Origin of the sequence: Loigolactobacillus iwatensis (genome assembly GCF_003950295.1) — a bacterium.
GTDB lineage: Bacteria > Bacillota > Bacilli > Lactobacillales > Lactobacillaceae > Loigolactobacillus > Loigolactobacillus iwatensis.
This window is the reverse complement of the sequence record NZ_RHNP01000044.1, coordinates 1-25,048: the sequence shown is the minus strand read 5'-3', so window position 1 is coordinate 25,048 and position 25,048 is coordinate 1. Positions and strand designations below refer to the sequence as shown.

The window sequence follows — 25,048 nt, the reverse complement described above, 5'->3', positions numbered from 1 at the left end:
CATGAAGTCCGTCCTAACTTATTGGTTTCGTCGCTTATAAGTTTAAGGCTTCATGGCCTTTTTGGTCTAGTTATTTAAGTGTTGCACTTAGATTGTAAATCCGGCTTTTGTTTATTCTTGCAGGTAGTTAAAAGGTCATACAGATCTATGTCCTTTCAAATACATTCGTGCTAAATCAGTCAAAATGGTTACTAGTACAATTTAGTTCCAGGTATTCGCTAATACTTTAGAAGTAATGGTCGTAATCCTTTTCGTAACCACAAATACTACAGTACTTAGTTGCCGGGGTTAGCGCGCCACAGTTAACGCAAAAACTTGTTGTGATATTAACCTGCCCTTGAATGGTGAAAAGCTGTTTACCACAATTACTACAGTAGACACCAGTTGGAACTTTCTGTTCACAGTGGGTACAAGTAACTAATTCAAATGCTGTTTTCATATTTTTAACCTCCTAGCGCGAACTTCGCGCACTCGAAACGTGCATGGCTGTAATCTTTTTGTAAGTTTATAAGTGCCTTCTTCTATTCAATTGTCAAAGGACAATCTAATTCAGAGAGCTTACGCCAACAAAAAAAGCGCCCACTGTGATCTTAGATAAGACCACAAGGACGCTTTCGCGTGTTACCACCTCTTGTTTTACATTTGCGTCTCCGCAAATGCCTCTGCCGCGCACATATAATTAAAAGCAGAATGTGACTTCTTTATAAAACCGATAAACCAGAAGGCAAACGAGCAAGCTCATTCTTCTAATTATTGATGCGTTGGTGCGATAATGGGCACTCCCAATCCCGCCTACTTCATTCAGCAGATAGCTCAAAGGTTACTTTCGTCACTTCCAGTACTGCCCCTCTCAGCTTACAGAGCTCTCTGTTTATCTACTGGAAATCACTACTCTTCCTCGTCAAAGCATTTAAATTAGATTAGCATTAAAAGTTAAAATAAATTTATCATGCATTAGTTACCTATGTCAAGCTGTTTTTAAAACTATTTCTAATAAAACAAAGTTGACAAACATCTTCTAAGTGATAGTCTTCTAATCATTCGCACCACAAATTTTAATCTAAACGAATAAAATCTAATCTTCAGGAGATGGTTATCTATGAGCGACACCTTAAATTTCACAGTCACTGGTAAAGACATGCAGAAGCGTAGTGACGAAATTAAAGTCGGTGCTGATCGTGCCCCTGGTCGTAGTTTACTGTACGCAACTGGTCGGGTTAAGAACACTGACGACATGAAAAAGCCCTTTATTGCTATTTGCAATTCATATATTGAAATCGTTCCAGGACACATTCATTTACGTGAATTAGCCGAAATTGCTAAAAAGGCCATTCGCGAGGCCGGCGGTATTCCGTTTGAGTTTAATACCATCGGGGTTGATGATGGGATTGCCATGGGCCACATTGGCATGCGCTATTCGTTACCAAGTCGTGAGATCATTGCCGATTCAGCCGAAACAGTTATTAACGCCCATTGGTTTGATGGTGTCTTATACATGCCAAACTGTGACAAAATCAGTCCTGGCATGTTAATGGCCGCCGCCCGTACCAATGTGCCAGCCATTTTCTGTTCTGGTGGTCCAATGAAGGCAGGCCTTGATCCAAATGGACACGCTGTTACCCTTTCAAATATGTTCGAGGCCGTGGGTGCTTTTAAATCAGGCAAATTAAACAAGGATGACTTCCTTCAACTCGAGCAAAACGCCTGTCCAGGCTGTGGTTCTTGCGCCGGAATGTTCACCGCTAATTCAATGAATTGCCTGATGGAAGCGATGGGGATGGCATTACCTTATAACGGCACTGCACTCGCCGTTTCCGAGCAACGGCGGGACTTGATTCGCGCAGCTGCTAAACAGCTCATGACATTAGTGAAAAATAACGTCAAGCCACGGGATATTATGACCAAAGAAGCCTTCGATGATTGTATCGCACTTGACATGGCCATGGGCGGATCAACCAATACTGTTTTACATACATTAGCGATTGCACACGAAGCCGGCGTTAAATATAGCGAACGTGACGTCAACGCCATTGCTGAAAAGACACCATTCCTGGCCAAAATTGCCCCATCATCTTCTTGGACTATGGAAGACGTACACAACGCTGGGGGAATTCCGGTAATTCTGAATGAATTAATCGAAAAAGGTGGCATTTTACACCCAGATCGGCAAACCGTCACTGGTAAAACAATCCGGGAAAACGTTGCTGGTGCCTACACTAAAAATGAAGAGGTTATCCATCCCTTAAGCAATCCATATTCTAGCGAAGGTGGTCTATCTGTACTTTACGGTAACATTGCTAAAGATGGTTCCGTAATCAAAGTTGGTGGTGTTGATCCCGATATTCACGAATTTACCGGAACAGCAGTCTGCTTTGATTCCCACGATGATGCGGTTAATGGCATCGATGATGGTACCGTAAAAAAGGGTGACGTCGTTGTTATCCGTTACGAAGGTCCCAAAGGTGGTCCCGGCATGCCAGAAATGCTAAACCCAACTTCTGATTTAGTCGGGCGCGGACTTGGTCGCGATGTTGCCCTGATTACTGATGGTCGTTTCTCCGGTGCTACTCACGGAATTTGCGTTGGTCACGTTTCACCTGAGGCCGCTGAAGGCGGTGAAATTGCGCTAATCCATGACGGCGATCAAATCACGATTGATCTAAAAAACCGAACGCTAAACGTTGCCGTTTCCGCTGCTGAACTACACAACCGCCAAAAGGAATTAAAACCCTTTAAACCTAAAGTTACCACCGGCTACCTGGCTCGTTACACGGCCCTAGTAACCTCGGCCAACACTGGTGGCGTTATGAAGGATCCAAGTGAGATCATTGCCCTTGAAGAACAAGCTCGTCAGAATAAGCTCTAATTAGACTTAAATCTTTAATTGTAGGAGGCCCGTGCTAATGACAGAAACAAATACTGCAGATAACCTAAAAGACCGCATGTTAGACGCTTTAGAAACTGTCATTGATCCTGAATTAGGTTGTGATATTGTCAATCTTGGCCTGATTTACGGTCTGAGTATGACCGAAGATGGCGAATGTGCCGTCACGATGACGTTAACAACAATGGGCTGTCCAATCTCGGATATCCTTGAGCAAATGATTGATAACGCCCTTTCTATTATTCCAGAGGTTAAAAAGGTCAAAATCAACCTTGTCTGGTACCCAGCGTGGACAGTTGCAAAGATGAGTCGTTACGCCCGAATTTCATTAGGTGTTCATTATTAGTTGAACTTTGCGACCATTTTAAATTCTATTTTTAATATCAAAATAACAAAAAATTAATGACTTGAATTACGAAAGGAAGATGTATATGAAACATGCTGAAATGGTTGGTAATTGGGTGAGTAAGTGGTTTACCTGGCTAGTCGTAGCTGTGGCCGCGTTTAGTTTCTTTGTTCCTAGTATTGGAGTCGCAATCGCACCGCACACATCGCTATTATTAGGTATCGTCCTATTTGGAATGGGCCTAACGTTAACGCGTAAGGACTTTGCTAGAATATTTCGGCATCCGTGGCCTGTCTTCGCCGGTACAGTTGCCCACTACGTCATCATGCCCGGCATTGCCTACCTACTCTGCCTAATTTTTCACCTTAACGGACCAACTGCCGTCGGTGTTATCCTTGTTGGTTCTTGTCCAAGTGGAACGTCATCAAACGTTATGGCCTACCTTGCTGGTGGCGATGTTGCCTTAGATGTTTCGATTGGCATGTTATCAACATTGCTAGCGCCAATAATGTTACCAACACTTTTACTTCTTTACGCTGGTAATTGGGTGACCGTCCCTGCTACTTCACTTTTCCTTGGCGCTATTCGAATTGTTTTACTACCAATTTTCTTAGGCGTTTTGGTTCACACTATTTTCGGTAAAAGGATCGAGACCGTTAATCGCATCTTACCATTGGTTTCCCAAACTGCTATTTTATTAATTGTTGCTTCCGTTTTTGCAGCCAACCAAGCTCACTTATTTACCGCAGAAACTGCCTTGGTTATCCCAGTTGTAATCTTACATAACCTTTCCGGCTACGGGCTTGGCTTCTTATTCTCTAAGCTCATCCGCTTAAATGATCCTCAGAGAAAAGCAATTACTTTTGAAGTTGGTATGCAAGATTCTGCCTTAGGGGCAACGCTGGCAATGAAGTACTTCCATCCAGCAGCCGCTATCCCTTCAACCATTTTCAGTATCTGGCATAATATTTCTGGCTCAATTCTTTCGACTTATTGGCGCAATAAATTAAATACTGATAAATCGGCGGAGCCAAAAACGACAAAGTTACAAGAAAATTAAGTAGCAATTAAGACGACTTCTGGTCGCTATTAATCCTTGATCGATACTCATTTGAAAAAGAAGTGGACACAAAAAATCGCAATCCGTCTGGCTAACAAGCACTAATTGGCTAGAATTTACGGATAAAGCAATCTTTTGGCCCACTTTTAATTTTTCTATCATTAAATGGTATTTATAGAATTGGTTTAATTAAATATAAATTGTAAACTGAGTATAACTTGAAGCAATCGATTAATTTTTAGGGGGCATTTGCGATGATCAATCAATCTATTAAAGAGCAAAAGCCTTCTTGGCGGCAAAACTTAACCTTTCTTTGGTTTGGCAACTTTATGACCGGAATGGGTTTTTCAATGACAATGCCCTTTTTACCACTTTTCATACAAACATTAGGTAATTTCAATAAATGGCAACTTAATCTTTACAGTGGCACAGCCTTTGCAATTACTTTTCTCGTAAAGGCAATTGTCTCACCATTTTGGGGAAAGTTAGCCGACGAACATGGCCGCAAAATGATGTGCTTGAGAGCAGCACTGGGAATGACCTTTACGATTACTGCTTGTGGTTTCGTACCTAATATTACAGTCTTAATTATTTTACGTGCCTTACAGGGCGGTTTCTCCGGCTACATTAATAACGCCAACGCGATTATTGCTGCCGCGGTCCCTCGGGAAAAAAGTGGCCAGGCAATGGGCACTTTGGCCACTGGAAACGTTGTTGGCACTTTGCTTGGCCCCTTACTAGGGGGCGTTTTGGCCGGCATTGCAGGCTATCGTAGCACCTTTTACGTCACTGGTGCATTAATGTTTATCGTCTTTTTAATGACACTATTTTTTGTTCACGAAAAATTTAGTCCTTTAGCTAAAGGGGATTTAACCCCAACACGCCAGGTTTTCCGTGAACTACGTTATCCAAAATTAATTACCGGAATGTTTATCACCACTTTAATTATTCAAGCGGCCAATATGTCAGTTACCCCAATTGTCAGCTTATTTGTTGGCGAATTATTGCATCACCACGGCCCAATTGCGCTTATTAGTGGCGTTGTTGCCGCCTTACCAGGCGTTGTAACCTTATTTGCCGCGCCATTGTTAGGCAAACTAAGCGATCACGTTGGGCCAGAACACGTTCTCCTTTTTGGCTTGCTATTTGCTACCGCCTGCTTTATACCAATGAGTTTTGTTCGTAACATCTGGCAATTTGGTGCCTTACGCCTATTAGTTGGGGTTTCTGATGCCGCGCTATTACCAGCCGTTCAGGCAATCATGACCCTTTATATTCCTAGCAAAGCCTTTGGTCGTTTATTTAGTTGGAATCAATCCTTTCAAGCGTTAGGCAGCGTTTCTGGACCAATGCTCGGTGCGGTTATTTCCAGTATTAGCGATTATCGTGGTGTTTTTGCCATGACCGCAATTTTTGAGTTAATTAATTTCGGTTTACTCCTGCATGATACTCACGGACTCCGGCAAGATAAAAAACACCATTCAGTTACGCTTAATAGTGATTAATATTAAAATAGTCTTGCAATTTTTTTACTAATTCTTAGAATTGTGTATACTTAATTAGGAATATAAAATATTTTCCAAACTAAACTAGATTTATATCAAACTTAGCAAGCTATCAGGGAGGCTTTTTTATGCGAAAAATGGCAGTTATTGGTCTTGGCCACGTTGGTCGTGAAGTTGGTTACACAATTGTTACTAAGGGGATTGCGGACGATTTAACCTTGTTTGATAAGTCCGACAAGATCGCAAAGGCAGAGCAACTAGACTTACAAGATGCCCAGGGACAATTAACAACACACACTAACATAGCGATTCAGGACTACGCACAGTTACAAGATACTGATGTTATTATTTTTAGTGCTGGCGATATTACCGCACTTTATGACCACGCTGGTGATCGCTTGGCCGAATTGCGCGTGACTAGTAAAATTGTCGAAGAAGTTGGTCCTAAGATTAAAGCGTCTGGTTTTAATGGTATTATCATTGATATTACAAATCCATGTGACGTTATCACCACATACTTACAAGATTTAACTGGTTTGCCTAAAAAACAAGTCTTCGGTACTGGTACCTCGTTAGACACGTTGCGAATGAAGCGTGCCGTTGGCGAAAAACTCAACGTTGAATTAACGAACGTTGCCGGTTTCAACTTAGGTGAACACGGTGAAACTCAATTTACGGCCTGGTCGACAGTCACTGTTGGCGGAAAACCGATCAGTGTTCTCGCTAAAGAACGTAACCTAGACGTTAATCAGCTTAGTGAAGACGCCCGCCTAGGTGGCTGGTACATCTTTAATGGGAAACGCTACACGAGCTATGGTATTGCCACAGCTGCCGTTACCCTAGCTGAGGCTGTCTTTAGTGACGCCCGGGTTATTCGGCCAGTATCTAACTGGAACGAAGAACTTGGAATTTGTATTGGTCAGCCGGCCATTGTTGGCCGCGAAGGCATTGTCGCTACTTATCCAATTGCCTTGCCTGAAGACGAACAGGCACTTTTCCAAAAATCTGCCGACACAATCAAACATAATTACAGTACTTTACCCTCAAAGAGCTAATTCATCGGCCGTTAATTCGTGAAATTGACGGGCAAGGTTTAGTTTAACTGGATAAACTGCTTTAATCTCTCCGGGCGTTACTGCGCAGCCATAGGCCAAAACAGTGACGCCCGCTTTTTGTGCGGCCAAAATCTCTTGATATAATTTCAGATCACGTTGCTTATAAACGGTCATTTCACGAATACCACTCATTTGAACAATAAAACATAGATAAGCACCATAGCCAGATGCGCGGGCCGCCATCAAAGTTCGAACGTGTTTTTCGGCGCGAATTGTTGGCGCATCCGGAAAAGCCGCAAAGTCAGCATTAGCTAATGTGACGCCCTTAATTTCAACAAAAAAAGATTCAGTTGCGGTGCTCCCAAATAAATCAAAACGTGAATCAGAGAAAACTACTTCTGGGCGTAACGTTGTGATCGGTTCGGCCAACCCAGGTAACTGAATAGTACCATCCAAAATACTTTCATAGGCAATATGGTTAGGTGCCTGACTATCAATGTTGATCCAGCGTCCACCACACAGTGCAGCAACTAAATCATACTTTGTTTTACGTTTAGGATTATTGCTTTTCACTAGCGCAACTTGAACCTGTGGCCGCAAAATTTCTTTATTTCTTCCGGTATTTTTTACGTGAACTGCCTGAACACTGCCGGCAATTTCACAATTGGCAATAAATCGGTTAGGCCGAGCAAGAAATGTCCCAATCGTGACGTTAGCATATTTCATTTTAATTTCCTCCAAAATAATTTCCGTTCAAATACTTTTATGCTAAAAATAAAGGACAAAGAATAGCAGCAACTATGATCTTTGCAACTACGCTTTGTCCTATTTTAATTTTAAATTAATCAAACAACGTTACATATCGTTGGCACGAACAACAATTACTGAACAAGCCGCATTTTGTGCCATATAACTTGCTTGCGAACCGATAAATAATCGATTCTTGTCAGTCGTTTCTGACCCAACAATTAAAAGATCTGGCCGCCAATCAGGAATAATCTTATTTACAATAATATTTCCTGGCTTCCCTTCACCAATTAATGGCGTTACGTCCGTGACACCAAAATCCTTAGCCTTGGCCGCATACTGGTTAATTTTATCCAGGACTTCTTGCCGGTGATCTGACAAAACGTCCGGCGATAATGAATCGTAAATGTTCAAATCGCCAGTCTCCAAGATTGTAACAATTGCTAACGGCACGCGATAAGTTTTGGCCAGAGTTACAGCGTAGTTAAACGCACGAATTGATGACGTTGAATCATCTTCATCTACTGCCACCAATAAACGATGAAAGTTCATGGTCTCCACTTCAAAATCTAGCGTATTCTTTGGATCTTCTGTACTCATTCGCTTATTCCCACCTTTGTTGGTCATTAATAATGTTGCAACTAAGTTTATTATAGCGGTAATAAATTAAAAATAGCAAGTTGAAACTCTACCGCCTTGTTACCATGGCTATTCCTTATGAACACTAATCGAGAGAATATCGCGGAATGACCCTTCCTGATTGCCCAGCTTATTATTTATTAAATAGTTAAACATCTGCGTTTTTGCTTCACGTTTCGTTGTGTTATGCATAACACACTGCTCAGTCTTTTTCCCACTGGCCAAACGATAAACACCAACTACCAAATAATCCATTGTTTTATTAAATAACAAAACCGTGCCCCCTCACTTGATTCAACCCACGTTATAACACCCTAGCACTTATTGCGCAACACCTTTAACTCGCTAATCACTTTTCACCGGCCGCCGTAAGCCAACAAACTGGGCCAACATAAACCCAACGGCAATTGCTCCGGAGATCATCATTACTTGAATGGCAAACCCGATACCTTGCGTGTAATTACCAAGAACGAACGCCCGCACACAGCGATAGGCAACCCCACCTGGAACTAGCGGCACTAAACTCGGAATATTGAAAATAATCACGGGAATTTTTTTCATTCGCGCAAAGAACAAACTAACTGATGCAATTACAAATGCACCAACTAGATTAGGCAACATGTGCCCCAAATCTAATTGCACGAGCAGCCAATAAACAAACCACCCCGCGGCACCGGTTAACCCACAGGCATTCAATGCTCGGTGCGGCACATTAGTACAAATGCCGAAGGCCACTGTGGCTATGTAACTAAAAACAAGTTGTAATATGATTTTCCCAAATAAAGTGATCATCTTATAGCTCCTCATATCCATTAGGAATAATTTTACCTGAAATGTATTCAAACTGCCCTAGTATAAACTTATTCCGAATCCAGTCGCGTTTTTGAAGCGCTAATCAAAGAAACGAAAGATCAGTGCGATGCCGACGCCAATTGCACTAACACTAAAAATAGCGTCCATTCCCCGAGCAATTCCCGATAATAAATGGCCCGCCAAAATATCGCGGACAGCATTGGTTATTGGCACACCGGGAACTAACGGCATCACGCCACCAATGATAATCATGTCAATACTTCGCCCTAGATGTAGCCGGACAGCTATCAACGCCAGTAATCCAATCGTAAACGCCGCCAAAAACTCATTAAGGTAACTAATGTTTAACCGATCACGTACCCAATAAAAAACGGCATAACCAGTAGCACCGATCACGGCAGTACTAATAAAGTCTTGCCAGTAACCACCATAAATAATCATTAAAGTACAACTGATCAATGCGGCCGCAATAATCTGGAGCCAGACGGGAAAAAAAGGCACATCTCGGTCCAATGAAGCCAGGCGCTGATGGAGTTGACCAAGATTAATTGTTTGAGCCGCAAATTCACGGGATAATGCATTAACGTGCTCAACCTTTTCTAAATTAATTGTTCGGCTTGTAATCTGGCGAATCTGAACTGCACCACTATCCCCTAATTCCATAAAAATTCCTGTTGGCGTAGTAAAGGTGATACTCTGTTTTTCACCGGCATTTTGAGCAATTCGATTCATCGTGTCTTCTACCCGGTACATCTCCGAGCCACTTTCAATCATAATTCTTCCGGCCATTAGACACGTATCCAACAATTCACTGCTTTGCTGCTGCTCACTCATCAGGCCACCCACTTTACTCATTTTATTCATTAGTATAGCGACAAACCAATTCCGCCGCAATGCACCAAAACTAAAAAAACATCCGGGAGTGGAATAAAAGTTGGTTTTAGGTTCACTGCGTAACGTAGGCCCATCCAATAACCGTACCATCGTTATTGGATTATTAGCCGAAGTCGTGTTTGGAAAAACATAGGAAGCTGTTTTTTCAAACACTCCCGTAATGCACGTGAGCCCAGACTTTGGCGCATGTTCTAGCGTAATGCGCGGAAACAGTAAGAGGCCAGGACTTTTGTCCTGGCCTCTTACTGTTTTTTTATTTAGAGCGTATTTGGAAAATGGTCTTACTTGTATCCATTGGCTAATTTAGTGGAAACGTGTTTAAAAAGGCAGGTTCCTGCGGTTGCCATATTTCAACTTGGCGTTTTTTGCCATAGTTGAATGGATAACGTATGAAGCATCAAGATTATTAGCGTACTTAGCTAATAATTCTCAATTGCGGAATAGTAGTTACGATCGACATCGTCAGTAATGCTCAGAGCCATGTTTCTTGCGGCACGAATTTTGCCACAAGAATGGCCATCGTTCGTAGCATCAAGATTATTAGCGGTCTAGGCTAATAATCCCCAATTGTGAAGTAGAACCTGGACGCCTTTTTAGACACTCTCGCTTAATAAGTCATCGCCCGATGTTTCTGTGATGTCGCTACTGTCCAAAAGCGTTGGCTCGACATTCTTTGCTGACCCTTACCGGTAAAAGGATCATTATAAATGATCGTATCATGATCATAGCCGGTCAATAAAATGGCGTGGGCAACAAAGCCGTGCATATGGACCCAGGCAACAATTGGCTTTCCCTTAGCCAATTGGCCTTTCAGCTTAGTCACTGATTGTCCTGATAAGTCAGTAAAACTACCAAGCTTTTTTTCAAAGATTTTACGCCAACCAGGCGGATACATCGTATAACCCGTTCCTGTAAAGGGATCACCCCAAAAGCCAGTCTCCGGATCATCAGTGTACGGAAGCGAATTCGCCAAAGTAGCTAGGTCCGTTGGGTGGCCACGGTAATCAAATAGCATAGCAACATCCGCAATCTCACAGCCGGTTGGCAAAGTTGGAAATTGCGAGCGTGCCTTAACTGGCATTTCAATACTAACCGGCTGCTGACCAATTAATTTTAACGCACCATTTTCAACGGTAGTCGGAAAGCTAATCTCTTTTGGGGCGTTTTCCCGTCCTAAAAGAGATAAACAACCAATAATACCAACCAAAAGAAGTACACAAATCAGAAATAAGCGTGAATTACGCCGCTTATGCTGATGCCGATTTGTTTGTTTTCGTTTCAATCACAAAGCCTCATTCACTTAAATTTTGACTCAATAACTGCATTATACACAATCAGTAAAAAGTTACCAGCTTACTTAACGTATCCAAGATAAATTTAAGATAAAGGATCCCTTTTGTGTTGTTAACCGCTGTGTTGTCAACCAAACGTCCCCATTGGGTTCAATTCCCAGCTGGGCCTGATCACCATTGATACTCTGAACTGGCACGAGCAATAGCTGCTTAGGTCGGTATGGTAGCGGAATTGTCGCTACACGTTCCTGTTGTAAATCATTGGATTGTGGTAAACGCAACTGACCACTGAGAAAACAAATTAATCGGCCGCTCATGGCTTGCTCGATTTGTAAGTTCAAATGCTGATGCCCACTAAAATAACTGGCCACTGATAAAATTCCAGTATCCCCAATCGCCGGCAAGGTTGGGTGGACACTTGAAATCGTGAAAGTTCGTTTGGGTGTAGCAGCACCATAGCCCAAAACAGTCAGACGACCCTTCAAATTATTAACATCAATCGCATAGCCTGCCGATTCCGATAACGTTCCTTGTTGCCGGTCAAAATTCTGATTAAACTGGTTAACATTAGGTTGGTTAGCACTAATAAGCGCACTACAATTCAGCATGACATATTGAATATCATCTACGACAAATGCCCCTTCATTATGCAAGTGACCACAAATATAGGCTGATACCTTTGACTGACCAATTTGACTAAAATCATACCGCAAGTTAAGCGCAAATAAAGTGTCCGCACTATGTCTGACTAACCGGCCGTGCTGATGCTGATTAAAATAACGACATAATTCCTGTAAGGCCCCACCATTTTTAACAATATCTTCGTGACCAGCGGCATCAACTAATGGCGCGTGGCCAAAGAAAATAATGTTTTTATCTAAACTACGTTGTAAAATGGCCACAATTTCTTGCATTTGTCCGCCACGAATAGCGTGCATCTTTTTGGTATCATAGCGTTTAGCACCACTACTGGTCAGTTCATATGGCACATCGCTAGTGTTAATAAAAATAATTCGTACCGGGCCTTTATCAAAATAGCCAACACCAAAACGGGCTGATACTTCATGAATTTGCGCCTGGGCGTACATTTTTTTCCAAACTAGATCCGCAAAATCATTGGGTCCAAAAGCATCACTTACTTGTTTTTTTGGCTGATGTATTGCGTACTTATCATTCTCATCATGATTGCCCTTAGTCACAAAAAATGGTGTTTTCGATTGATTTAACGTACCAATGATTTGGCCCAAACGCACGCGGGATACAGATGGTTCGTTGGCCCCATCAATTAGATCACCTAAATGACCAATGGCGTCAAACACACCAAAATTATCCAATAGCTTTAACTCTTCAACATGCTGCAAGCCATTGGTCCCGTAAAATTGATAATTTTTGCCAGCACGGTCATGCGTATCCGTTATAACACCCATCGTTAGCGAATTCTTAGTTGCAACCTGAGTAATCTGACTAACAAATTTAGCCATGAATTGTGCCATAAAAACGCGCGCATTGTCCGCCACGCGAACAAACGAGTTATACCGCTGAAAATGCCGTGACCAGCTCCGATAGAGCAAATTACCACCAAGTCGATCGGCACGCTCAGCAGGAAATAGTAACTGAAACGGACTATGCTGATAGTTTTCGCCAACGTAAAGTGTGTAGCTCTGTCCGTCAGGCGTCTGATTATGGTGATTAACCCAGTAAAAGCCCACCGTCGTTAAATCATCCACTGATTCTTCTGTTTTGCTTGTACTTGCCCCTACTTTGTTGGTGACTTTAGAATCTGCCATTTGATCGCCTCCTTCATCAAAAAATTATCGGGTAAAATTTACCTATTCCCCACCATTCTTCCATGTTTTAAGGAGGTTGTAAATATGTTTGCCAAATTTACATTGTTATCCGCCTTCTGGACGCTCTCTGACCTTAATTAAGCGCACAAAAATAGACGTCAAGTTTCGATTATTCATCAATACTTAACGCCTATCAAATGTTCGGAAGAGCCAATAGATTAATTTGTTGCTTAGGGAAACGACTAACACATTGGTTTAAATCTAAAATATCTTTCGCCTCATTCTAAAAATTTACTACTTATTCAATTGTACGACAACCTCACCTGAGCAAGCGTACATTTTTGTAAAATACATCTGCTATGATTCTGTCCAAATACTCGGATTAAGAATCCTGTATTACGCTATCGCTGATGTTTGTTGTCTTTTTGGAAATACCTGACACATCTTACTTGACATGCACCTCCGTTGGACATCTTTGCTACTAAGATAAAACAACTACGATTCTTCGTGAATCTGAAACGGTACTACCTTACGAACCAGTACTACACTGAAACAGTATCCAGAAGAACTATTTGTAAATTTACTACTCAATCTATTGGTTTACCTCTTCCTTACAAATACAGTATAGCAGCTAAAGTAAGCGTTTGCAACCGTTTCGCTAAAATTATTTTACCCAGCTTTTATTTAGGCCCACACTAATATTCTTGTTACACTAAGATTAGAATATACGGGGAGATAAAGGGGGAGTTCATAGCCCAACTGTACTTAACTTGCTAACGTTTTTTAGCCCTGGCCGCTTTTATATTTTGCAACATTTTCGTAAGTCTGGAATCAGTTGCCACAAAAAGAGACTAGGACAACAATCCTAGTCTCTTTTTGTTTTCGAACATGCGCCAAAAGTCTGGGTTTACGTGCCTAACTACAGCTAATTCAATAACCATAGTACGGTTATTGGATTAGCTTACGTTACGCAGTAAACCCAAAACCGACTTTTGTCACACTCCCTTACTATTTTCGATCATTACTCTAGAACCTGTGGCAAAAAATTACTCATTTACAGATCATATTTCTGTTTTAAGGCTTTTTATCTACTACTTTGCGTCTACTAATTTTTCTAAATGATCATAATTGACGACGTAACGTCCGTTCATTTCTTCCATAACCTGTGCGGTTACTTTATCGCCTTCGTGCAACTTAACCATTGCACTATTTGTGTATTTTTTAGAGATAACACCGACGCAATCTGGAATACCTTTTACCTTGGTTACTTTAACTTGGTCACCAATTTCAAATCCACTATTCTTTGCGTTTTCAACAACGTCACTAATACCATTTGCGTTATAGCCGCTTTGTTTCAACTAAAAAACCCCTCTCTGTCTTTACATTTTAACACTTTTAACCAATGTTCCGTTAACATTTGGCTATGACAACGCTTGACTTGCCTAACAAAAGCGCTATATTCAGCTTAACTAGTAGTTTTTATCAAAGGAGGATTTATCTAAATGAAAAAAGTTGTCTTAATTACTGGGGCCTCATCTGGTATTGGTGAAGCCACCGCCATCCGCCTCAAAAGAGCTGGTTTCATCGTTTACGCTGCCGCTCGCCGAATGGAACGTATGCGTCACTTAGTTGGTCTTGGTATCAACATCATTAATCTCGATGTCACTGTCGCAGAATCCCGCGAGAATGTTATTAAAACAATTATAACTCAGGAAGGCCACTTAGATATTTTAATCAATAACGCCGGCTATGGTGCTTATGGTGCCGTTGAAGATGTTAGTTTGGCTGAGGGTAAAAATCAATTTGAAGTAAACGTCTTTGGAGCGATCGCTTTAATCAAACTCGCACTACCAATTATGCGCCGCCAAGGTAGCGGTCGAATTATCAACACTTCCTCAATTGGTGGTAAAATCTATCAGCCAATGGGCGCTTGGTACATGGGAACAAAGCACGCACTAGAAGGCATGCTTGACTCACTGCGCACAGAGGTCAGTCAATTTGGAATCGACATTGTTATCATCGAACCAGGTTGTACCAGAACTGAATGGCCAGGAATTGCTCGCAAAAAATTATTAGCGGTTTCAGGACAAACCGCTTACGCAAAAACGGCGCAAAAAGCTGGGGCCATGCTTAGCTTATTTAATCAATTCGGTTCAGATACATCGGTCATTGCCAACGTTATGGAAAAGGCAGCTCGCGCACGTCGTCCAAAGACACGCTACGTTGCAGGCGCCGGCAGCACAATTTCCTTAGTTGGGCGTAAATATCTATCCGATCGTACTTTTGATACACTATTGGCCGGCACACTTACGCTCTGTTGGCAAATTTACCAACATCAACAAAATAAAGCCACTAATGATGATCAATCTACGGCAAACTAAATCCTTAAGCTACCCTTACGTCACAGTTTTAGCGGCCAATTGAAATTAAAACGTGGCAGATTAAATGAGTAAGGCCAATTATTAACATCCTTGGCTGTCATTACGTCATAGCAGCGACAATCTAAACAAATTTCTAGACATTTTCGATAAAAGTTAAGCGTTTTAATTGCTTTTAAACGGCTTTAATTCTATCCTTAGTGGTGTACGTAAATATACTTAAAGGAGACTTTTACTATGAGTGAACTTAATTACAATTTTCCAAAAACTAAGGCCCAACTGAATCAATTAGTTGCAGATATCAGCCAATTAACTGTTATCATTCACCAAACCCATTGGTACATGCGTGGCAGCGAATTTTTCCGGCTACACCCATTAATGGATGACTATATGGATGAATTAAACGAACAGTTAGATGAAATTGCTGAACGTTTAATTGCCCTTGGTGGCTCACCTTATGGTACAGTTCACGAATTCATTGAAAATACTGGCTTAACAGAAGAAAAAGTAACATTTGGTCAGTATACCCTTAAAGAATATATGGAACGTCTGGTCAAAGACTACGAATATCTTCGCGATCAGTACCAAAAGACGATTACCATCAGTGGCGAGGAACATGATGATCCTACCCAAGACATCATGAATGGCTTTAAAGAAGCTACTGATAAGAATATCTGGATGTTAAAAGCTTACTTAGGTAAGGGTCCTTTTGACGACTAATTTCAACATTTAAATTCAAGCTTACAAATAAAGCGACACAACAGTCTGAGTATTACTCACCTGTTGTGTCGCTTTTTCGAACACGTTTATACTAAATTAGTCAGAGCATTAGTCCAAACTGAGTTCGCGTGTCTCCACTCCCAAAAAACTCCCTAAATAGCTTTTAGAGTTGCTATAATCAATAATGATCTTCTCTGACCGACGATATGATCTTTAAATTGCAAATAGATGACCAACAGCGTAAGTAACTGCCATTGTTAACAGCCCTACAACTAAATTGCGTAAAACTGCTTTACGCCGCCTCGTTTGGCCAAGTGTTGCACTGACATAGCCGGTTAATAATAAAGCACAGCCGACGGCAAAAAAGGTGACTGCTACTTTCCATTTAGCCGGCACTAAAGTAATTGTAAGGAGCGGCAAAATTGAACCAACAAAAAATGAAAAGAACGACGAAATGGCCGCGTGCCACGGATTAAAATAATTACCTAATTCAATATTATACTTTTCGCGACAGGTTGCGCTAAGGCCATCCTTGGCCATTAATTCAATCGCTACCTGCTGGGCTAATTCCGTTGAGATACCCTTAGCGGTATAAACCCGAGTTAATTCCGCTAATTCTTTCGGGTAATCGTCGCTGATAGCCTGGCGCTGTTTGGCCGCCGTTGCCCGCTGCATATCCCGTTGCTGGCCAACAGAAACAAACTCCCCACCGCCCATGGAAAAGGCGCCGGCTAACATTCCCGAAATTCCGGCAATAAATAACATAAAGGAACTTTGCTGGGCACCCGCTACTCCTAGAACGATTCCGGCAGTTGAGATAATCCCATCATTCATCCCCAAAACACCTGCTCGCAACACATTAAGCCATTCAGACAAGCGTAATGACGGCTTAGTTGGTGAACGGTGAATATGTAAATCAATCATTCTAATCGCCCCTTTTTCAACCCATCTATCTAGAAACTAAATTAAAACGTTATTCAAAAGCAACGTCACACTTGCTTACGTTCTAATTGAGAATTCCTCTCAATGGTAACACCAAACTGAAACCGAATACAGGGACAATAATTCGACTTTGGTGATTCTTTTAGAAAGAAATTTATGGTACGCTACTGACGAGGTGGCTATCATGAAAAAAATGCTTTGCGTTGCGGGTGTCCTAATTCTTTTAATTGTTATCGGTCTGTTTGGTGCTGGCCTATATTTTTACAATGTTGCTATTGTTCCTGGTCAAAAAAGTTTCATTAGTGAAAATACAACCATAAAACGTTCTGACCCTTTATATTCAGAAAAGAAATGGTTTCAAAATGTTCCTAAGAAAATATGGTTTGAAACTTCGGCCACCGGAAATTTACGTTTGGATGCAGACTACATCAAGGCTGCTAAGCCAACAACCAAAACGGCAATAATTGCCCACGGTTACATGGGTAGCAAAGAACAGATGGGACAATACGCTGCACTCTTTCATGGCCTAGGTTATAACGTGTTACTGCCTGATTCTCGTGGCCAAGGTGCCAGTCAAGGTAAAGTTATCGGCTATGGTTGGCTGGACCGTTTAGACTACATTAAGTGGGCCAAACAAGTTGTTCAAAAAAATGGCCAGAACTCCCAGATCGTTCTTTTTGGTATCAGCATGGGTGCTAGTGGCATGACAATGGCCAGTGGCGAATCATCATTACCTAGCCAAGTTAAGGCCTTTGTCGTTGATAGTCCCTTCACTACCGCAGACGCCGAAATTAGCCATCAAGCCACGGCCTTATACCACCTACCACGCTTTCCGCTGGTCCCAATTACTAGTGCAATTACCAAAGTTCGGGCCGGTTATAGTTTTAAGGAGGCTGACGCGTTAGCACAAGTCAAAAAGGATAAAACGCCAATCATGTTCATCTCAGGCAGTGCTGATACCTTTGTCCCCCACGCAATGACTAAGACACTCTATCAGGCAACTAGAGCACCTAAAAAAATGCTGACCGTTAAAGGAGCCAAACACGTAGGCTCATTTTCCAAAGCGCCTGAGCGTTATCGAAATAGCATTCAAGCTTTCTTAGCGCGATACGTTCATTAAAAACAAATCTGAAACTAGAGAGCGCTTATGCCGCTTGCCACGGAATGACACGTGGGCAGATTTAGTTAGGTTCCATTCCGGCGCTGGCGTATGGAACGCGTGCGACTTGGACTTGCCGGACTTCGGCTTAGTCCAATCGACAACGGGAAACAGGTCCTGTTTAGCGAATATGTTCTAGTAATTAATACTTGCTAAAATTAGTTGTTAAGAATGAGCGACAGTGGCGCGTTGACAAGCTAATTTTCTTTCCGATTAAACCCCACCGGAAAAGAAAATGGATCTTGTCAATCACGCAAGGTACTAAATGACCACAATTCGGTCATCAAGTATCTTCGACACGGCTGATACGCCAGCGCCTCCATTCCACCTTGGCAGTGGTTGAGCTCTGATTATTGAATCATTTAATTGTTTAATTAGTCCAATTGAGTAGAAACCACAGCTTTAATGCTGCGCAACTTATTGATGATCTTAATTAGCCAGCAACACTGACAAAGGTAGTTTTCACCTATTTGCAACACAATAACTGGTTTACTGCAATAGACACAAATAACATTTAAATGTGCTACGGCGGCCAGATCTCATTTCGGGGCGCGAGGATCAGCTGTGTCGATGATTCTTAATGGCGGTCTGGGCCATTTAGAATCATGTGGGCTTGGCGAGATCCACTTTTATTCCAGCTTTGCCTTTATCTGGTAAAAGTTAGCTCGCCAACCCGCCACGCGTTCCGTCCTCGCGCACCGGAATGGAATCTAAACTGTTCTGCCTTGTTCCAGTTAAGTTCTGGCGTTCTGAAAACTAGCTAACAGTTTTAAATATAAGGGCTACGATGTACTAGCCGCAACTAATTTTTGACACAGTTCATGCGTTAAAATACTGGAGGCTGGGCTGACTGGGTTAGTGTGAGCAGGATCGGCAACTGCTGCAACAAAAGCCTTAATAAGTGGTTCAAACCCGCGGCGTTGTAAATTAGGTGTCCAATCAGGGAACGTTGTTATTTGTTCACCTTCTGGGCTGCGTTTACTAAAAGAATTAAGGTCAACGACTCGATAACTACCCTGAATATTTTGCAGTTCGGCCGTCTCACTGTTGGCCCCGGCGTGCATGTTCATCAAAGCGTGAGCTGTCATATTTGGTAACTCCAAAGTTAAACTACAGTGATCTAGATTACCTTGCAAAGTAGAAACCTGATAGTGACAAGTTAGTGCCGCGTCCGTTTCAATTCCCGCCAAAAATAAAGTTGTATCGACAACGTGGGTCATTAAATCAAATACGGCAAACTTAACTGGTTGGTCTGCCGCAATGCGATTTTTTTGAACTAACAAAACATTTGCCGGTCCAATTTGCTGTAAGCGTTGATTCATTGGTGCAAAGCGTCGGTTAAATCCAGCCGTTAATAATAATTTTTTTGCCGCCGCTAAAGCATATAAATGCTTAACCACCGCCAAATCATCACTGACTGGCTTATCAACGTAAACGTGACTACCAGCTTGTAAAAATTGCTCAATTAATTGTGCGTGGGTTTCAGTTGGTGTATGTATAAATACTGCCGTCGGTGCCAATTCAAGTAGCTCTGTTACTGAATGAACGACCTTTTTAAAACCGTAACGCTGTTGTAAGTACTGTAATTTTTCATTATTGCGGGTACATAAAATCCACTCAACTTGATCTTGCATCCCTGCCATCACCGGCAAGTATGCTTTTTGGGCAATGTTGCCAAGACCAATAACGCCGATTTTTAACATTAGATCGCTCCCTTTTAAAATAATTTTATCGTGGAATAATATACTTTAATTTTCCGCCAGCCAAAAACGTTTAAGATTAGCTACTAATTGTGCGGCCAATTGGTCCGAAGTTAAATGATGAATTTGCGCTAAAGTTCGAATACAAGCGGCCAATCGCTGTGGGTAGGCGGCCAATGGTAATTCTTGATTTAAGGCCCAGCCCATTCCGCTTAGACCATCAGATTCAACCAGTACTTTTTCTAGTGGCACCTGGTGCATCACCTTTATAACGTTAGCATCCCTAGCGAAAGAAGGGCCAATACTGACGTAACAACCTAGGGCCAAAAAATCGTTAAGGTAGGTCAAATCATCATACCAGTGAATTAAAAAAGTGGTGAAATATGGCCGCATAATTTTCAAGGCCGCTGGCGCCATTCCTTTAACATGAACGATCACTGGTTTATGTGCTTGTTCGGCATAACTTAACTGCTTAGAAAAAACTTGTTGCTGCAAAGCTAAATCAGTTTTAGTCCAAACGTTGTCCAGACCAATTTCACCAATTATCGGTACTTGCTGCAAAATTGGCATCATTTGGTTTAGCGAAACCTTATCTACCTGCCACGGATGAACTCCTGCAGATAATCTTAGATAGCGCGATCGGCCAACCCACGTTTGATTTTGCGTGAATTCTGCCGGCGTCGCACAGTTAATTGTCGTAAAAATATGCTGACGCTTTAATTGTTGTACAAAAGCACGATCAGCTACGTGACAATGCGCGTCACTCAATTGCATTAATTCCACTCCTTTTACTCCGTAACCCCTTTTTGCACCACAACCCTTAATTTGCTAAACTTAAGACTGCAATCGATTTCTAAGGAGGACTCTATTATGCACCGTTTTATTAAGGGATTATTCACCATTGTCTTCGGCCTAGCACTAATTACAAGTAACCTAGTTCCGGCTGCCGCCGCAGGTCAAAGTGTTAAAGCAAAGATCACGCTGCAACAAAAACACAAAACCTTCAAAACTAAGCAGATTAAAACAACGACTAAAACCAACCTAATGAAAGTTTTAAAAAAGAACTTTAAAGTTAAAGAAAAGCAGGGCATGATTACAGATATTGCTGGTCATAGCCAAAATAAAAAAGCGAGCAGCTACTGGCTCTTCAAGGTAAACGGCAAAATGGCTTCAAAAGGCGCGACACAAACGTACTTAAAGAATCATGATTCGGTAACCTTTAATCTTGCGCCAACCAATTAAGTATTCAACGCGTTATATTACCTTTATTGCCGTAGTAACCGCTATCTGCGTGGTTGGTCGCTACTTATTTCAATTTTTACCCAACGTCCAACCGGTAACCGATATCATTATTTTTATCACCATTTATTTTGGTTTCACCACCGGTTTTTACGTCGCAACGCTGTCAATTCTGATTTCCAATCTATTGTTAGGCTTTGGGATTTGGACACTACCGCAAATACTGGCCTATAGTGCGGTTGTTTGCTTAAGTTATGGCCTAGCGCATTATGCTTGGTTTCAACAACACTTGCTCGGACAGGCAGCTTTCAGCTTATTTGCCGGTTACTTCTACGGTTTTGTCGTTAGCGCCGGCCAAATTCCATTTATTGGTGGCCCGCGGGCCTTCATTCCTTACTACCTTGCGGGGCTTTACTTTGACAGTCTTCACGCAATAGGTAATTTTGTAATCTATCTCGCTCTGATACCGGCACTTCACCGGATTATTAAACAATTTAATTTAGATTTTAGTTAGTGTGTGTTTGAAAGGTGCTCAGAAACCCGATTATTTGCTACAATCTACCCCTTTACAAACAAGTACCCTCATAAAACTAAAAACGTTAGGATTAGGGACTTAATAATCCCAAAACTTAATGCACTTTATTTTAAATACGATCAGACCTAATAATCAATCCATTAAATTCCCACTAAGTGCATTAGTTTAGGGGTAATTAAAGCTTCAATAAAACCCGCAATAATTAGACCCGGTAGCACGATAAATAGATACTGCCGGAACAAAGCGTATAAAAATGGCCTTAACGGTAATTGGCCAACCCAATCATCTTTTTGATTGCGCATATTATGTGTTCGACTACGAATATAGTAATTAAGTTCTCCAGCAATCCCTAAGGTAATCGCAAAACAAGACAGCTCAATAATTCCGTGGGGAAGGAGCCCAGTAGCGATTAACAGCCAAATATTCTGGTGAGCAATTGCCCCGACATAGATGACCATCCCAATACTGGCGGCCGTTGCTACAGCGTTATACCAATAAAGCAACGGGACTGGAATCAGTCCCAGCGCCAGAACAATCAGAACGGCCAATTCATTATGCCAGGCAATTTGGCCCCATAGTTTGATTCCACTAACTGGCTTAATACCACTTAGGGCCCGCCGCAAAGGAAGCATAACCTGACGAGCGGAAGGGTGCCAGAGCTGTAACGCAAAAAAGGCCAAGGCAGCAACGCAAAGAATCAGCAACCAAGCTGCTATGAAAGTTCGGCGCATTCGCTTGGAACGCCACTGCTTAAATTGTTGAATTTGGATGGTATTCACAAGTTTCACTCCTTTTGCCCTTTAGTATACACTATGATTTAAAGGGCACGTGAATTCTAAATTACACAAAGATAGGACAAAAGATAGGATTACTAGCAATTAGGTCTAATCGAATTAATTACTAGTATTTATCTTTTGTCCTATTTTTTCCGTTAATTATTTTTCTTGTGCTTCTTTGTTATTAAGCCTAGTCTTAACGACTAAAACATCAGTGATCGCATTACGATTAACGTATGATGCTACTGAGCCAACCAGAACTCGTTCAACTGCATTTAAACCAGTGGCACCAATCATGATTAAATCATTTTTGTGCTCTTGAGGAAAGTCACGGGAAATAATAGTCTTAGGATTACCAAAACGAATGTGGATTGTAACGTCGTTAAAATCAGATTTTTCCTTTATATCATTTGCCAAACGATCTAAGTATTTCTTAACATCCTCGGACATTTTATAGATAACGTCACCGTCAATAAAACTAGAGTAACTGACTTCAAACTGCTGCGTTGCAAGCACATCCAGAATGTCTAAGTGTGCGTTATTCCGCTTGGCAACAGCAACCGCCTTTTGCAAAGCTAGTTCTGCTTTCTTTGAACCATCAACCGGAACTAAAATATTATGGTATTCTTGTAACATTTTAATACCCCCTCACTTACCTCTATTATAAGTTGTTCGTCAATAAATTTCATTCAAAACACAAGAAGTCGTCTAATTTTTATTTTTTTACGGTCTCGTGACCGGGATACGGAGCCACAACTAGACTGCCGCCACGGTAAACTGCATAATAAACATCCGCCAGTTCGTAACCTTGTTGTGCTAAAATTGCTGCCACCCAGTCTTCATCCTTGTCAATTAACTCTAAAATATCCTGATCAATAACCGTATCTAAAATAACGGGGTACTTTACAGAATCGGCACCAACTAACGTAACCGTTAACTGACCATTTTGCTCTAAAACAGCGCGCTTCACCAAGCTAACATCGGTTACACCGGCTGTTCGTAACTTAAGTGATAAATCCCCTGCTGATAAACCAAAGCGCGTGGCAACTGCGACCAGGATTCGGCCATCGCGAACAATTGTATGGGGTTCTCCATTTACTAAGCGGCGTAAATAACGATTATGATTACTACCAAATTTAATTACCATCACAATTAAAGTCCAAATAACCAAGATCAGGAAAAATTCTAAGGCAGTAATATCTGAGTTATAAATCATACCCCCGATAATTCCACCTAAAACATAATTTTGAATTTGATCAACTGCGTTTGCTGGCGCTAAGTTTCCTTTTCCTAACAAATTAATTTGAATAATAACCGTAACTAAACCAATAAATAACTTTAAACCAATATCTGAGTAAGAAAAGATTTTAATCACCCGCCGTTTCAGGGGTTATCAACTGAGTTTTAATTAATTGATAACTTCCAAATGAACTATCAAAGTTGACCTGGTAGTACGTTTTCTTAACTCTAATAATCATTTGATCCGTTAGGGTTGTTGTATTGGCAGAAATGTATTTCAACGGTACCTGTTTTGTTTTACTAACTGAACGTAAAAAAGCAACGATTTGCGCATTTTGCGAAAGACTATTCTGAAATTGTTTATAATTATTAATTTGAATTCCGATCATCAAAACTGCGCTTAAAACAACAATAATCAGTAGATCGCGGTACTTACTATCATTTCTGTGGCGCAGAAACATAAACAAGAGTAGAATAACCAGAATACCCAATAGAACCAGAAAACCATAGCGCCAAACAAGTGCGCGATTAGTCTGTTGCAGTAACTGCCGATAAGTATAGAAATTCACCTAATCACACCCTTTAACTTTGTAATTTGTAACTATTCTTTATAAACGCTATCGTATTTGACGATAAATTTCAATCACCAACACTCAGTTTACTAGACAGAAGCCGCTAAGCATGCTATAACGCTGGTAGCAACCTTAAACTTCGAAAGGAAGTCTCTTGATGTCAATATATGATTATACAGTTACCGAGATGAATGGCCAGCAAGTTTCCATGGCTAAATACCGCGGAAAAATTGTTGTCATTGTTAATACTGCAAGCAAATGTGGTCTAGCACCACAACTAAAAAGTCTCGAAAAAATCTACGAGGATTATCATGATGACCCCGTCACCGTTCTCGGCTTTCCTTCTAACCAATTTCTTCAGGAACTGAAAGATAACGCGGAAATTGATGATTACTGTGCTTTGAATTATGGTGTTACTTTTACAATGCACAAGAAAATTCACGTTAACGGTAAAAATACTGAACCGTTATTTCAATATCTAAAAGACGAAACAGATCACAAACGAATTAAGTGGAATTTTACTAAATTTTTGATCGATGGTTCTGGTAACGTAGTTAAACGCTATGAACCAACGACTAAACCCGATAAAATTCGACCAGATATTAAACGATTACTGGCCGATGAACACGTGAATAGCTAGCAACCTATCTTAAGAGGCACAAAGAGGCCAGGACTTTTGTCCTGGCCTCTTCCTACGATTAGTCAAGGGGATTGAACTGTGCTTTTTCGTTTGAATTAGAATTTGATGCTGGCTTAAACGTCGAGC

General features: G+C 41.4%; 27 protein-coding genes. 11 read left to right on the top strand and 16 right to left on the bottom strand.

What is annotated here, in order from left to right:
* Positions 1-226 precede the first annotated feature (226 nt).
* Positions 227-439: a hypothetical protein gene (locus tag EKM98_RS10525; RefSeq protein ID WP_068226142.1), complete on the bottom strand. Its 213-nt coding sequence runs from the start codon at positions 437-439 to the stop codon at positions 227-229.
* A gap of 660 nt (positions 440-1,099) precedes the next feature.
* On the opposite strand from EKM98_RS10525, the gene ilvD reads away from it, so the two are divergent.
* The 5 genes from ilvD (at position 1,100) to EKM98_RS10500 (ending at position 6,850) form a co-directional block, all read left to right on the top strand.
* The gene (gene ilvD / locus EKM98_RS10520; RefSeq protein ID WP_068226141.1) at positions 1,100-2,866 is read left to right on the top strand and encodes a dihydroxy-acid dehydratase; all 1,767 of its coding nucleotides are present in this window, start codon (positions 1,100-1,102) and stop codon (positions 2,864-2,866) included.
* Between the two features lie 37 nt (positions 2,867-2,903).
* On the top strand, positions 2,904-3,230 hold the full coding sequence (locus EKM98_RS10515; RefSeq protein ID WP_068226140.1) for a metal-sulfur cluster assembly factor: 327 nt from the start codon (positions 2,904-2,906) through the stop codon (positions 3,228-3,230).
* 85 nt (positions 3,231-3,315) lie between these two features.
* Positions 3,316-4,290: a bile acid:sodium symporter family protein gene (locus tag EKM98_RS10510; RefSeq protein ID WP_068279673.1), complete on the top strand. Its 975-nt coding sequence runs from the start codon at positions 3,316-3,318 to the stop codon at positions 4,288-4,290.
* A gap of 254 nt (positions 4,291-4,544) precedes the next feature.
* A complete protein-coding gene (locus EKM98_RS10505; protein ID WP_125982549.1) occupies positions 4,545-5,795 on the top strand; it encodes an MFS transporter in 1,251 nt (416 codons plus the stop codon).
* 128 nt (positions 5,796-5,923) lie between these two features.
* Positions 5,924-6,850 (top strand): L-lactate dehydrogenase, encoded by a 927-nt coding sequence (locus tag EKM98_RS10500; protein WP_125982547.1) that lies wholly within the window; start codon positions 5,924-5,926, stop codon positions 6,848-6,850.
* On the opposite strand, the gene sfsA is transcribed toward EKM98_RS10500, so the two are convergent.
* The 8 genes from sfsA to EKM98_RS10460 all read right to left on the bottom strand — a co-directional run bounded on the left by sfsA (position 6,839) and on the right by EKM98_RS10460 (position 14,380).
* A complete protein-coding gene (gene sfsA / locus EKM98_RS10495; protein WP_125982545.1) occupies positions 6,839-7,576 on the bottom strand; it encodes a DNA/RNA nuclease SfsA in 738 nt (245 codons plus the stop codon). The two genes, EKM98_RS10500 and sfsA, sit on opposite strands and share 12 nt — an antisense overlap.
* 129 nt (positions 7,577-7,705) lie before the next feature.
* Positions 7,706-8,197, bottom strand: a complete 492-nt coding sequence (locus tag EKM98_RS10490; RefSeq protein WP_125982543.1) for a universal stress protein — start codon at positions 8,195-8,197, stop codon at positions 7,706-7,708.
* 108 nt (positions 8,198-8,305) lie between these two features.
* Positions 8,306-8,509 carry a hypothetical protein gene (locus tag EKM98_RS10485; protein WP_125982541.1) on the bottom strand — a complete coding sequence of 68 codons (204 nt, stop codon included), beginning with the start codon at positions 8,507-8,509 and terminating at the stop codon, positions 8,306-8,308.
* A gap of 72 nt (positions 8,510-8,581) precedes the next feature.
* Positions 8,582-9,028 (bottom strand): threonine/serine exporter family protein, encoded by a 447-nt coding sequence (locus EKM98_RS10480; protein ID WP_125982539.1) that lies wholly within the window; start codon positions 9,026-9,028, stop codon positions 8,582-8,584.
* A 99-nt stretch (positions 9,029-9,127) separates the two neighbouring features.
* A complete protein-coding gene (locus tag EKM98_RS10475) occupies positions 9,128-9,883 on the bottom strand; it encodes a threonine/serine exporter family protein (RefSeq protein WP_125982537.1) in 756 nt (251 codons plus the stop codon).
* Positions 9,884-10,550: 667 nt separating this feature from the next.
* A complete protein-coding gene (locus tag EKM98_RS10470) occupies positions 10,551-11,225 on the bottom strand; it encodes a C39 family peptidase (protein ID WP_225418570.1) in 675 nt (224 codons plus the stop codon).
* Positions 11,226-11,300: 75 nt separating this feature from the next.
* Positions 11,301-13,022, bottom strand: a complete 1,722-nt coding sequence (locus EKM98_RS10465) for a metallophosphoesterase family protein (RefSeq protein WP_125982534.1) — start codon at positions 13,020-13,022, stop codon at positions 11,301-11,303.
* A 1,091-nt stretch (positions 13,023-14,113) separates the two neighbouring features.
* Positions 14,114-14,380 (bottom strand): hypothetical protein, encoded by a 267-nt coding sequence (locus EKM98_RS10460; protein ID WP_225418569.1) that lies wholly within the window; start codon positions 14,378-14,380, stop codon positions 14,114-14,116.
* A 144-nt stretch (positions 14,381-14,524) separates the two neighbouring features.
* Between EKM98_RS10460 and EKM98_RS10455 the strand changes: the two genes are divergently transcribed.
* Both EKM98_RS10455 and EKM98_RS10450 read left to right on the top strand, forming a co-directional pair.
* On the top strand, positions 14,525-15,403 hold the full coding sequence (locus EKM98_RS10455; protein WP_125982532.1) for an oxidoreductase: 879 nt from the start codon (positions 14,525-14,527) through the stop codon (positions 15,401-15,403).
* A gap of 234 nt (positions 15,404-15,637) precedes the next feature.
* The gene (locus EKM98_RS10450) at positions 15,638-16,120 is read left to right on the top strand and encodes a Dps family protein (RefSeq protein WP_125982530.1); all 483 of its coding nucleotides are present in this window, start codon (positions 15,638-15,640) and stop codon (positions 16,118-16,120) included.
* A 213-nt stretch (positions 16,121-16,333) separates the two neighbouring features.
* On the opposite strand, the gene EKM98_RS10445 is transcribed toward EKM98_RS10450, so the two are convergent.
* On the bottom strand, positions 16,334-17,044 hold the full coding sequence (locus EKM98_RS10445) for a VIT1/CCC1 transporter family protein (protein WP_068226130.1): 711 nt from the start codon (positions 17,042-17,044) through the stop codon (positions 16,334-16,336).
* Positions 17,045-17,246: 202 nt separating this feature from the next.
* On the opposite strand from EKM98_RS10445, the gene EKM98_RS10440 reads away from it, so the two are divergent.
* On the top strand, positions 17,247-18,182 hold the full coding sequence (locus EKM98_RS10440; RefSeq protein ID WP_125982528.1) for an alpha/beta hydrolase: 936 nt from the start codon (positions 17,247-17,249) through the stop codon (positions 18,180-18,182).
* Between the two features lie 821 nt (positions 18,183-19,003).
* Here the strand turns inward: EKM98_RS10440 and EKM98_RS10435 are convergent.
* A complete protein-coding gene (locus EKM98_RS10435; protein WP_068226128.1) occupies positions 19,004-19,924 on the bottom strand; it encodes a Gfo/Idh/MocA family protein in 921 nt (306 codons plus the stop codon).
* Between the two features lie 45 nt (positions 19,925-19,969).
* A complete protein-coding gene (locus tag EKM98_RS10430; protein WP_068226127.1) occupies positions 19,970-20,695 on the bottom strand; it encodes a TatD family hydrolase in 726 nt (241 codons plus the stop codon).
* Between the two features lie 96 nt (positions 20,696-20,791).
* Here EKM98_RS10430 and EKM98_RS10425 point away from each other — a divergent pair, with 96 nt between their 5' ends.
* Positions 20,792-21,163, top strand: a complete 372-nt coding sequence (locus EKM98_RS10425; protein ID WP_068226126.1) for a DUF4430 domain-containing protein — start codon at positions 20,792-20,794, stop codon at positions 21,161-21,163.
* On the top strand, positions 21,147-21,674 hold the full coding sequence (locus EKM98_RS10420) for a hypothetical protein (RefSeq protein WP_225359741.1): 528 nt from the start codon (positions 21,147-21,149) through the stop codon (positions 21,672-21,674). Before EKM98_RS10425 ends, EKM98_RS10420 begins: the two co-directional genes overlap by 17 nt.
* Positions 21,675-21,835: 161 nt before the next feature.
* Here the strand turns inward: EKM98_RS10420 and EKM98_RS10415 are convergent, their stop codons facing one another.
* The 4 genes from EKM98_RS10415 to EKM98_RS10400 form a co-directional block, all read right to left on the bottom strand.
* Positions 21,836-22,474: a stage II sporulation protein M gene (locus tag EKM98_RS10415; RefSeq protein ID WP_225359742.1), complete on the bottom strand. Its 639-nt coding sequence runs from the start codon at positions 22,472-22,474 to the stop codon at positions 21,836-21,838.
* Between the two features lie 156 nt (positions 22,475-22,630).
* The gene (locus EKM98_RS10410) at positions 22,631-23,107 is read right to left on the bottom strand and encodes a universal stress protein (protein ID WP_125982526.1); all 477 of its coding nucleotides are present in this window, start codon (positions 23,105-23,107) and stop codon (positions 22,631-22,633) included.
* Between the two features lie 79 nt (positions 23,108-23,186).
* Complete coding sequence (locus tag EKM98_RS10405) at positions 23,187-23,837, bottom strand: DUF421 domain-containing protein (RefSeq protein WP_100071605.1); 651 nt, start codon at positions 23,835-23,837, stop codon at positions 23,187-23,189.
* Position 23,838: 1 nt separating this feature from the next.
* Positions 23,839-24,279, bottom strand: a complete 441-nt coding sequence (locus tag EKM98_RS10400) for a DUF3290 domain-containing protein (protein ID WP_068226123.1) — start codon at positions 24,277-24,279, stop codon at positions 23,839-23,841.
* 160 nt (positions 24,280-24,439) lie between these two features.
* Here EKM98_RS10400 and EKM98_RS10395 point away from each other — a divergent pair, with 160 nt between their 5' ends.
* Positions 24,440-24,922: a glutathione peroxidase gene (locus tag EKM98_RS10395; RefSeq protein ID WP_068226122.1), complete on the top strand. Its 483-nt coding sequence runs from the start codon at positions 24,440-24,442 to the stop codon at positions 24,920-24,922.
* The last annotated feature ends 126 nt before the right edge of the window (positions 24,923-25,048 follow it).

What these genes read in the sequence shown, in the direction of transcription:
- EKM98_RS10425 (WP_068226126.1), top strand. Translation starts at nt 20,792, where the DNA reads ATGCACCGTTTTATTAAGGGATTATTCACCATTGTCTTCGGCCTAGCA.
- EKM98_RS10395 (WP_068226122.1), top strand. Translation starts at nt 24,440, where the DNA reads ATGTCAATATATGATTATACAGTTACCGAGATGAATGGCCAGCAAGTT.
- EKM98_RS10515 (WP_068226140.1), top strand. Translation starts at nt 2,904, where the DNA reads ATGACAGAAACAAATACTGCAGATAACCTAAAAGACCGCATGTTAGAC.
- EKM98_RS10450 (WP_125982530.1), top strand. Translation starts at nt 15,638, where the DNA reads ATGAGTGAACTTAATTACAATTTTCCAAAAACTAAGGCCCAACTGAAT.
- EKM98_RS10490 (WP_125982543.1), bottom strand. Translation starts at nt 8,197, where the DNA reads ATGAGTACAGAAGATCCAAAGAATACGCTAGATTTTGAAGTGGAGACC.
- EKM98_RS10445 (WP_068226130.1), bottom strand. Translation starts at nt 17,044, where the DNA reads ATGATTGATTTACATATTCACCGTTCACCAACTAAGCCGTCATTACGC.
- EKM98_RS10455 (WP_125982532.1), top strand. Translation starts at nt 14,525, where the DNA reads ATGAAAAAAGTTGTCTTAATTACTGGGGCCTCATCTGGTATTGGTGAA.
- EKM98_RS10525 (WP_068226142.1), bottom strand. Translation starts at nt 439, where the DNA reads ATGAAAACAGCATTTGAATTAGTTACTTGTACCCACTGTGAACAGAAA.
- EKM98_RS10505 (WP_125982549.1), top strand. Translation starts at nt 4,545, where the DNA reads ATGATCAATCAATCTATTAAAGAGCAAAAGCCTTCTTGGCGGCAAAAC.
- EKM98_RS10480 (WP_125982539.1), bottom strand. Translation starts at nt 9,028, where the DNA reads ATGATCACTTTATTTGGGAAAATCATATTACAACTTGTTTTTAGTTAC.
- ilvD (WP_068226141.1), top strand. Translation starts at nt 1,100, where the DNA reads ATGAGCGACACCTTAAATTTCACAGTCACTGGTAAAGACATGCAGAAG.
- EKM98_RS10430 (WP_068226127.1), bottom strand. Translation starts at nt 20,695, where the DNA reads ATGCAATTGAGTGACGCGCATTGTCACGTAGCTGATCGTGCTTTTGTA.
- EKM98_RS10465 (WP_125982534.1), bottom strand. Translation starts at nt 13,022, where the DNA reads ATGGCAGATTCTAAAGTCACCAACAAAGTAGGGGCAAGTACAAGCAAA.
- sfsA (WP_125982545.1), bottom strand. Translation starts at nt 7,576, where the DNA reads ATGAAATATGCTAACGTCACGATTGGGACATTTCTTGCTCGGCCTAAC.
- EKM98_RS10440 (WP_125982528.1), top strand. Translation starts at nt 17,247, where the DNA reads ATGAAAAAAATGCTTTGCGTTGCGGGTGTCCTAATTCTTTTAATTGTT.
- EKM98_RS10475 (WP_125982537.1), bottom strand. Translation starts at nt 9,883, where the DNA reads ATGAGTGAGCAGCAGCAAAGCAGTGAATTGTTGGATACGTGTCTAATG.
- EKM98_RS10510 (WP_068279673.1), top strand. Translation starts at nt 3,316, where the DNA reads ATGAAACATGCTGAAATGGTTGGTAATTGGGTGAGTAAGTGGTTTACC.
- EKM98_RS10410 (WP_125982526.1), bottom strand. Translation starts at nt 23,107, where the DNA reads ATGTTACAAGAATACCATAATATTTTAGTTCCGGTTGATGGTTCAAAG.
- EKM98_RS10500 (WP_125982547.1), top strand. Translation starts at nt 5,924, where the DNA reads ATGCGAAAAATGGCAGTTATTGGTCTTGGCCACGTTGGTCGTGAAGTT.
- EKM98_RS10435 (WP_068226128.1), bottom strand. Translation starts at nt 19,924, where the DNA reads ATGTTAAAAATCGGCGTTATTGGTCTTGGCAACATTGCCCAAAAAGCA.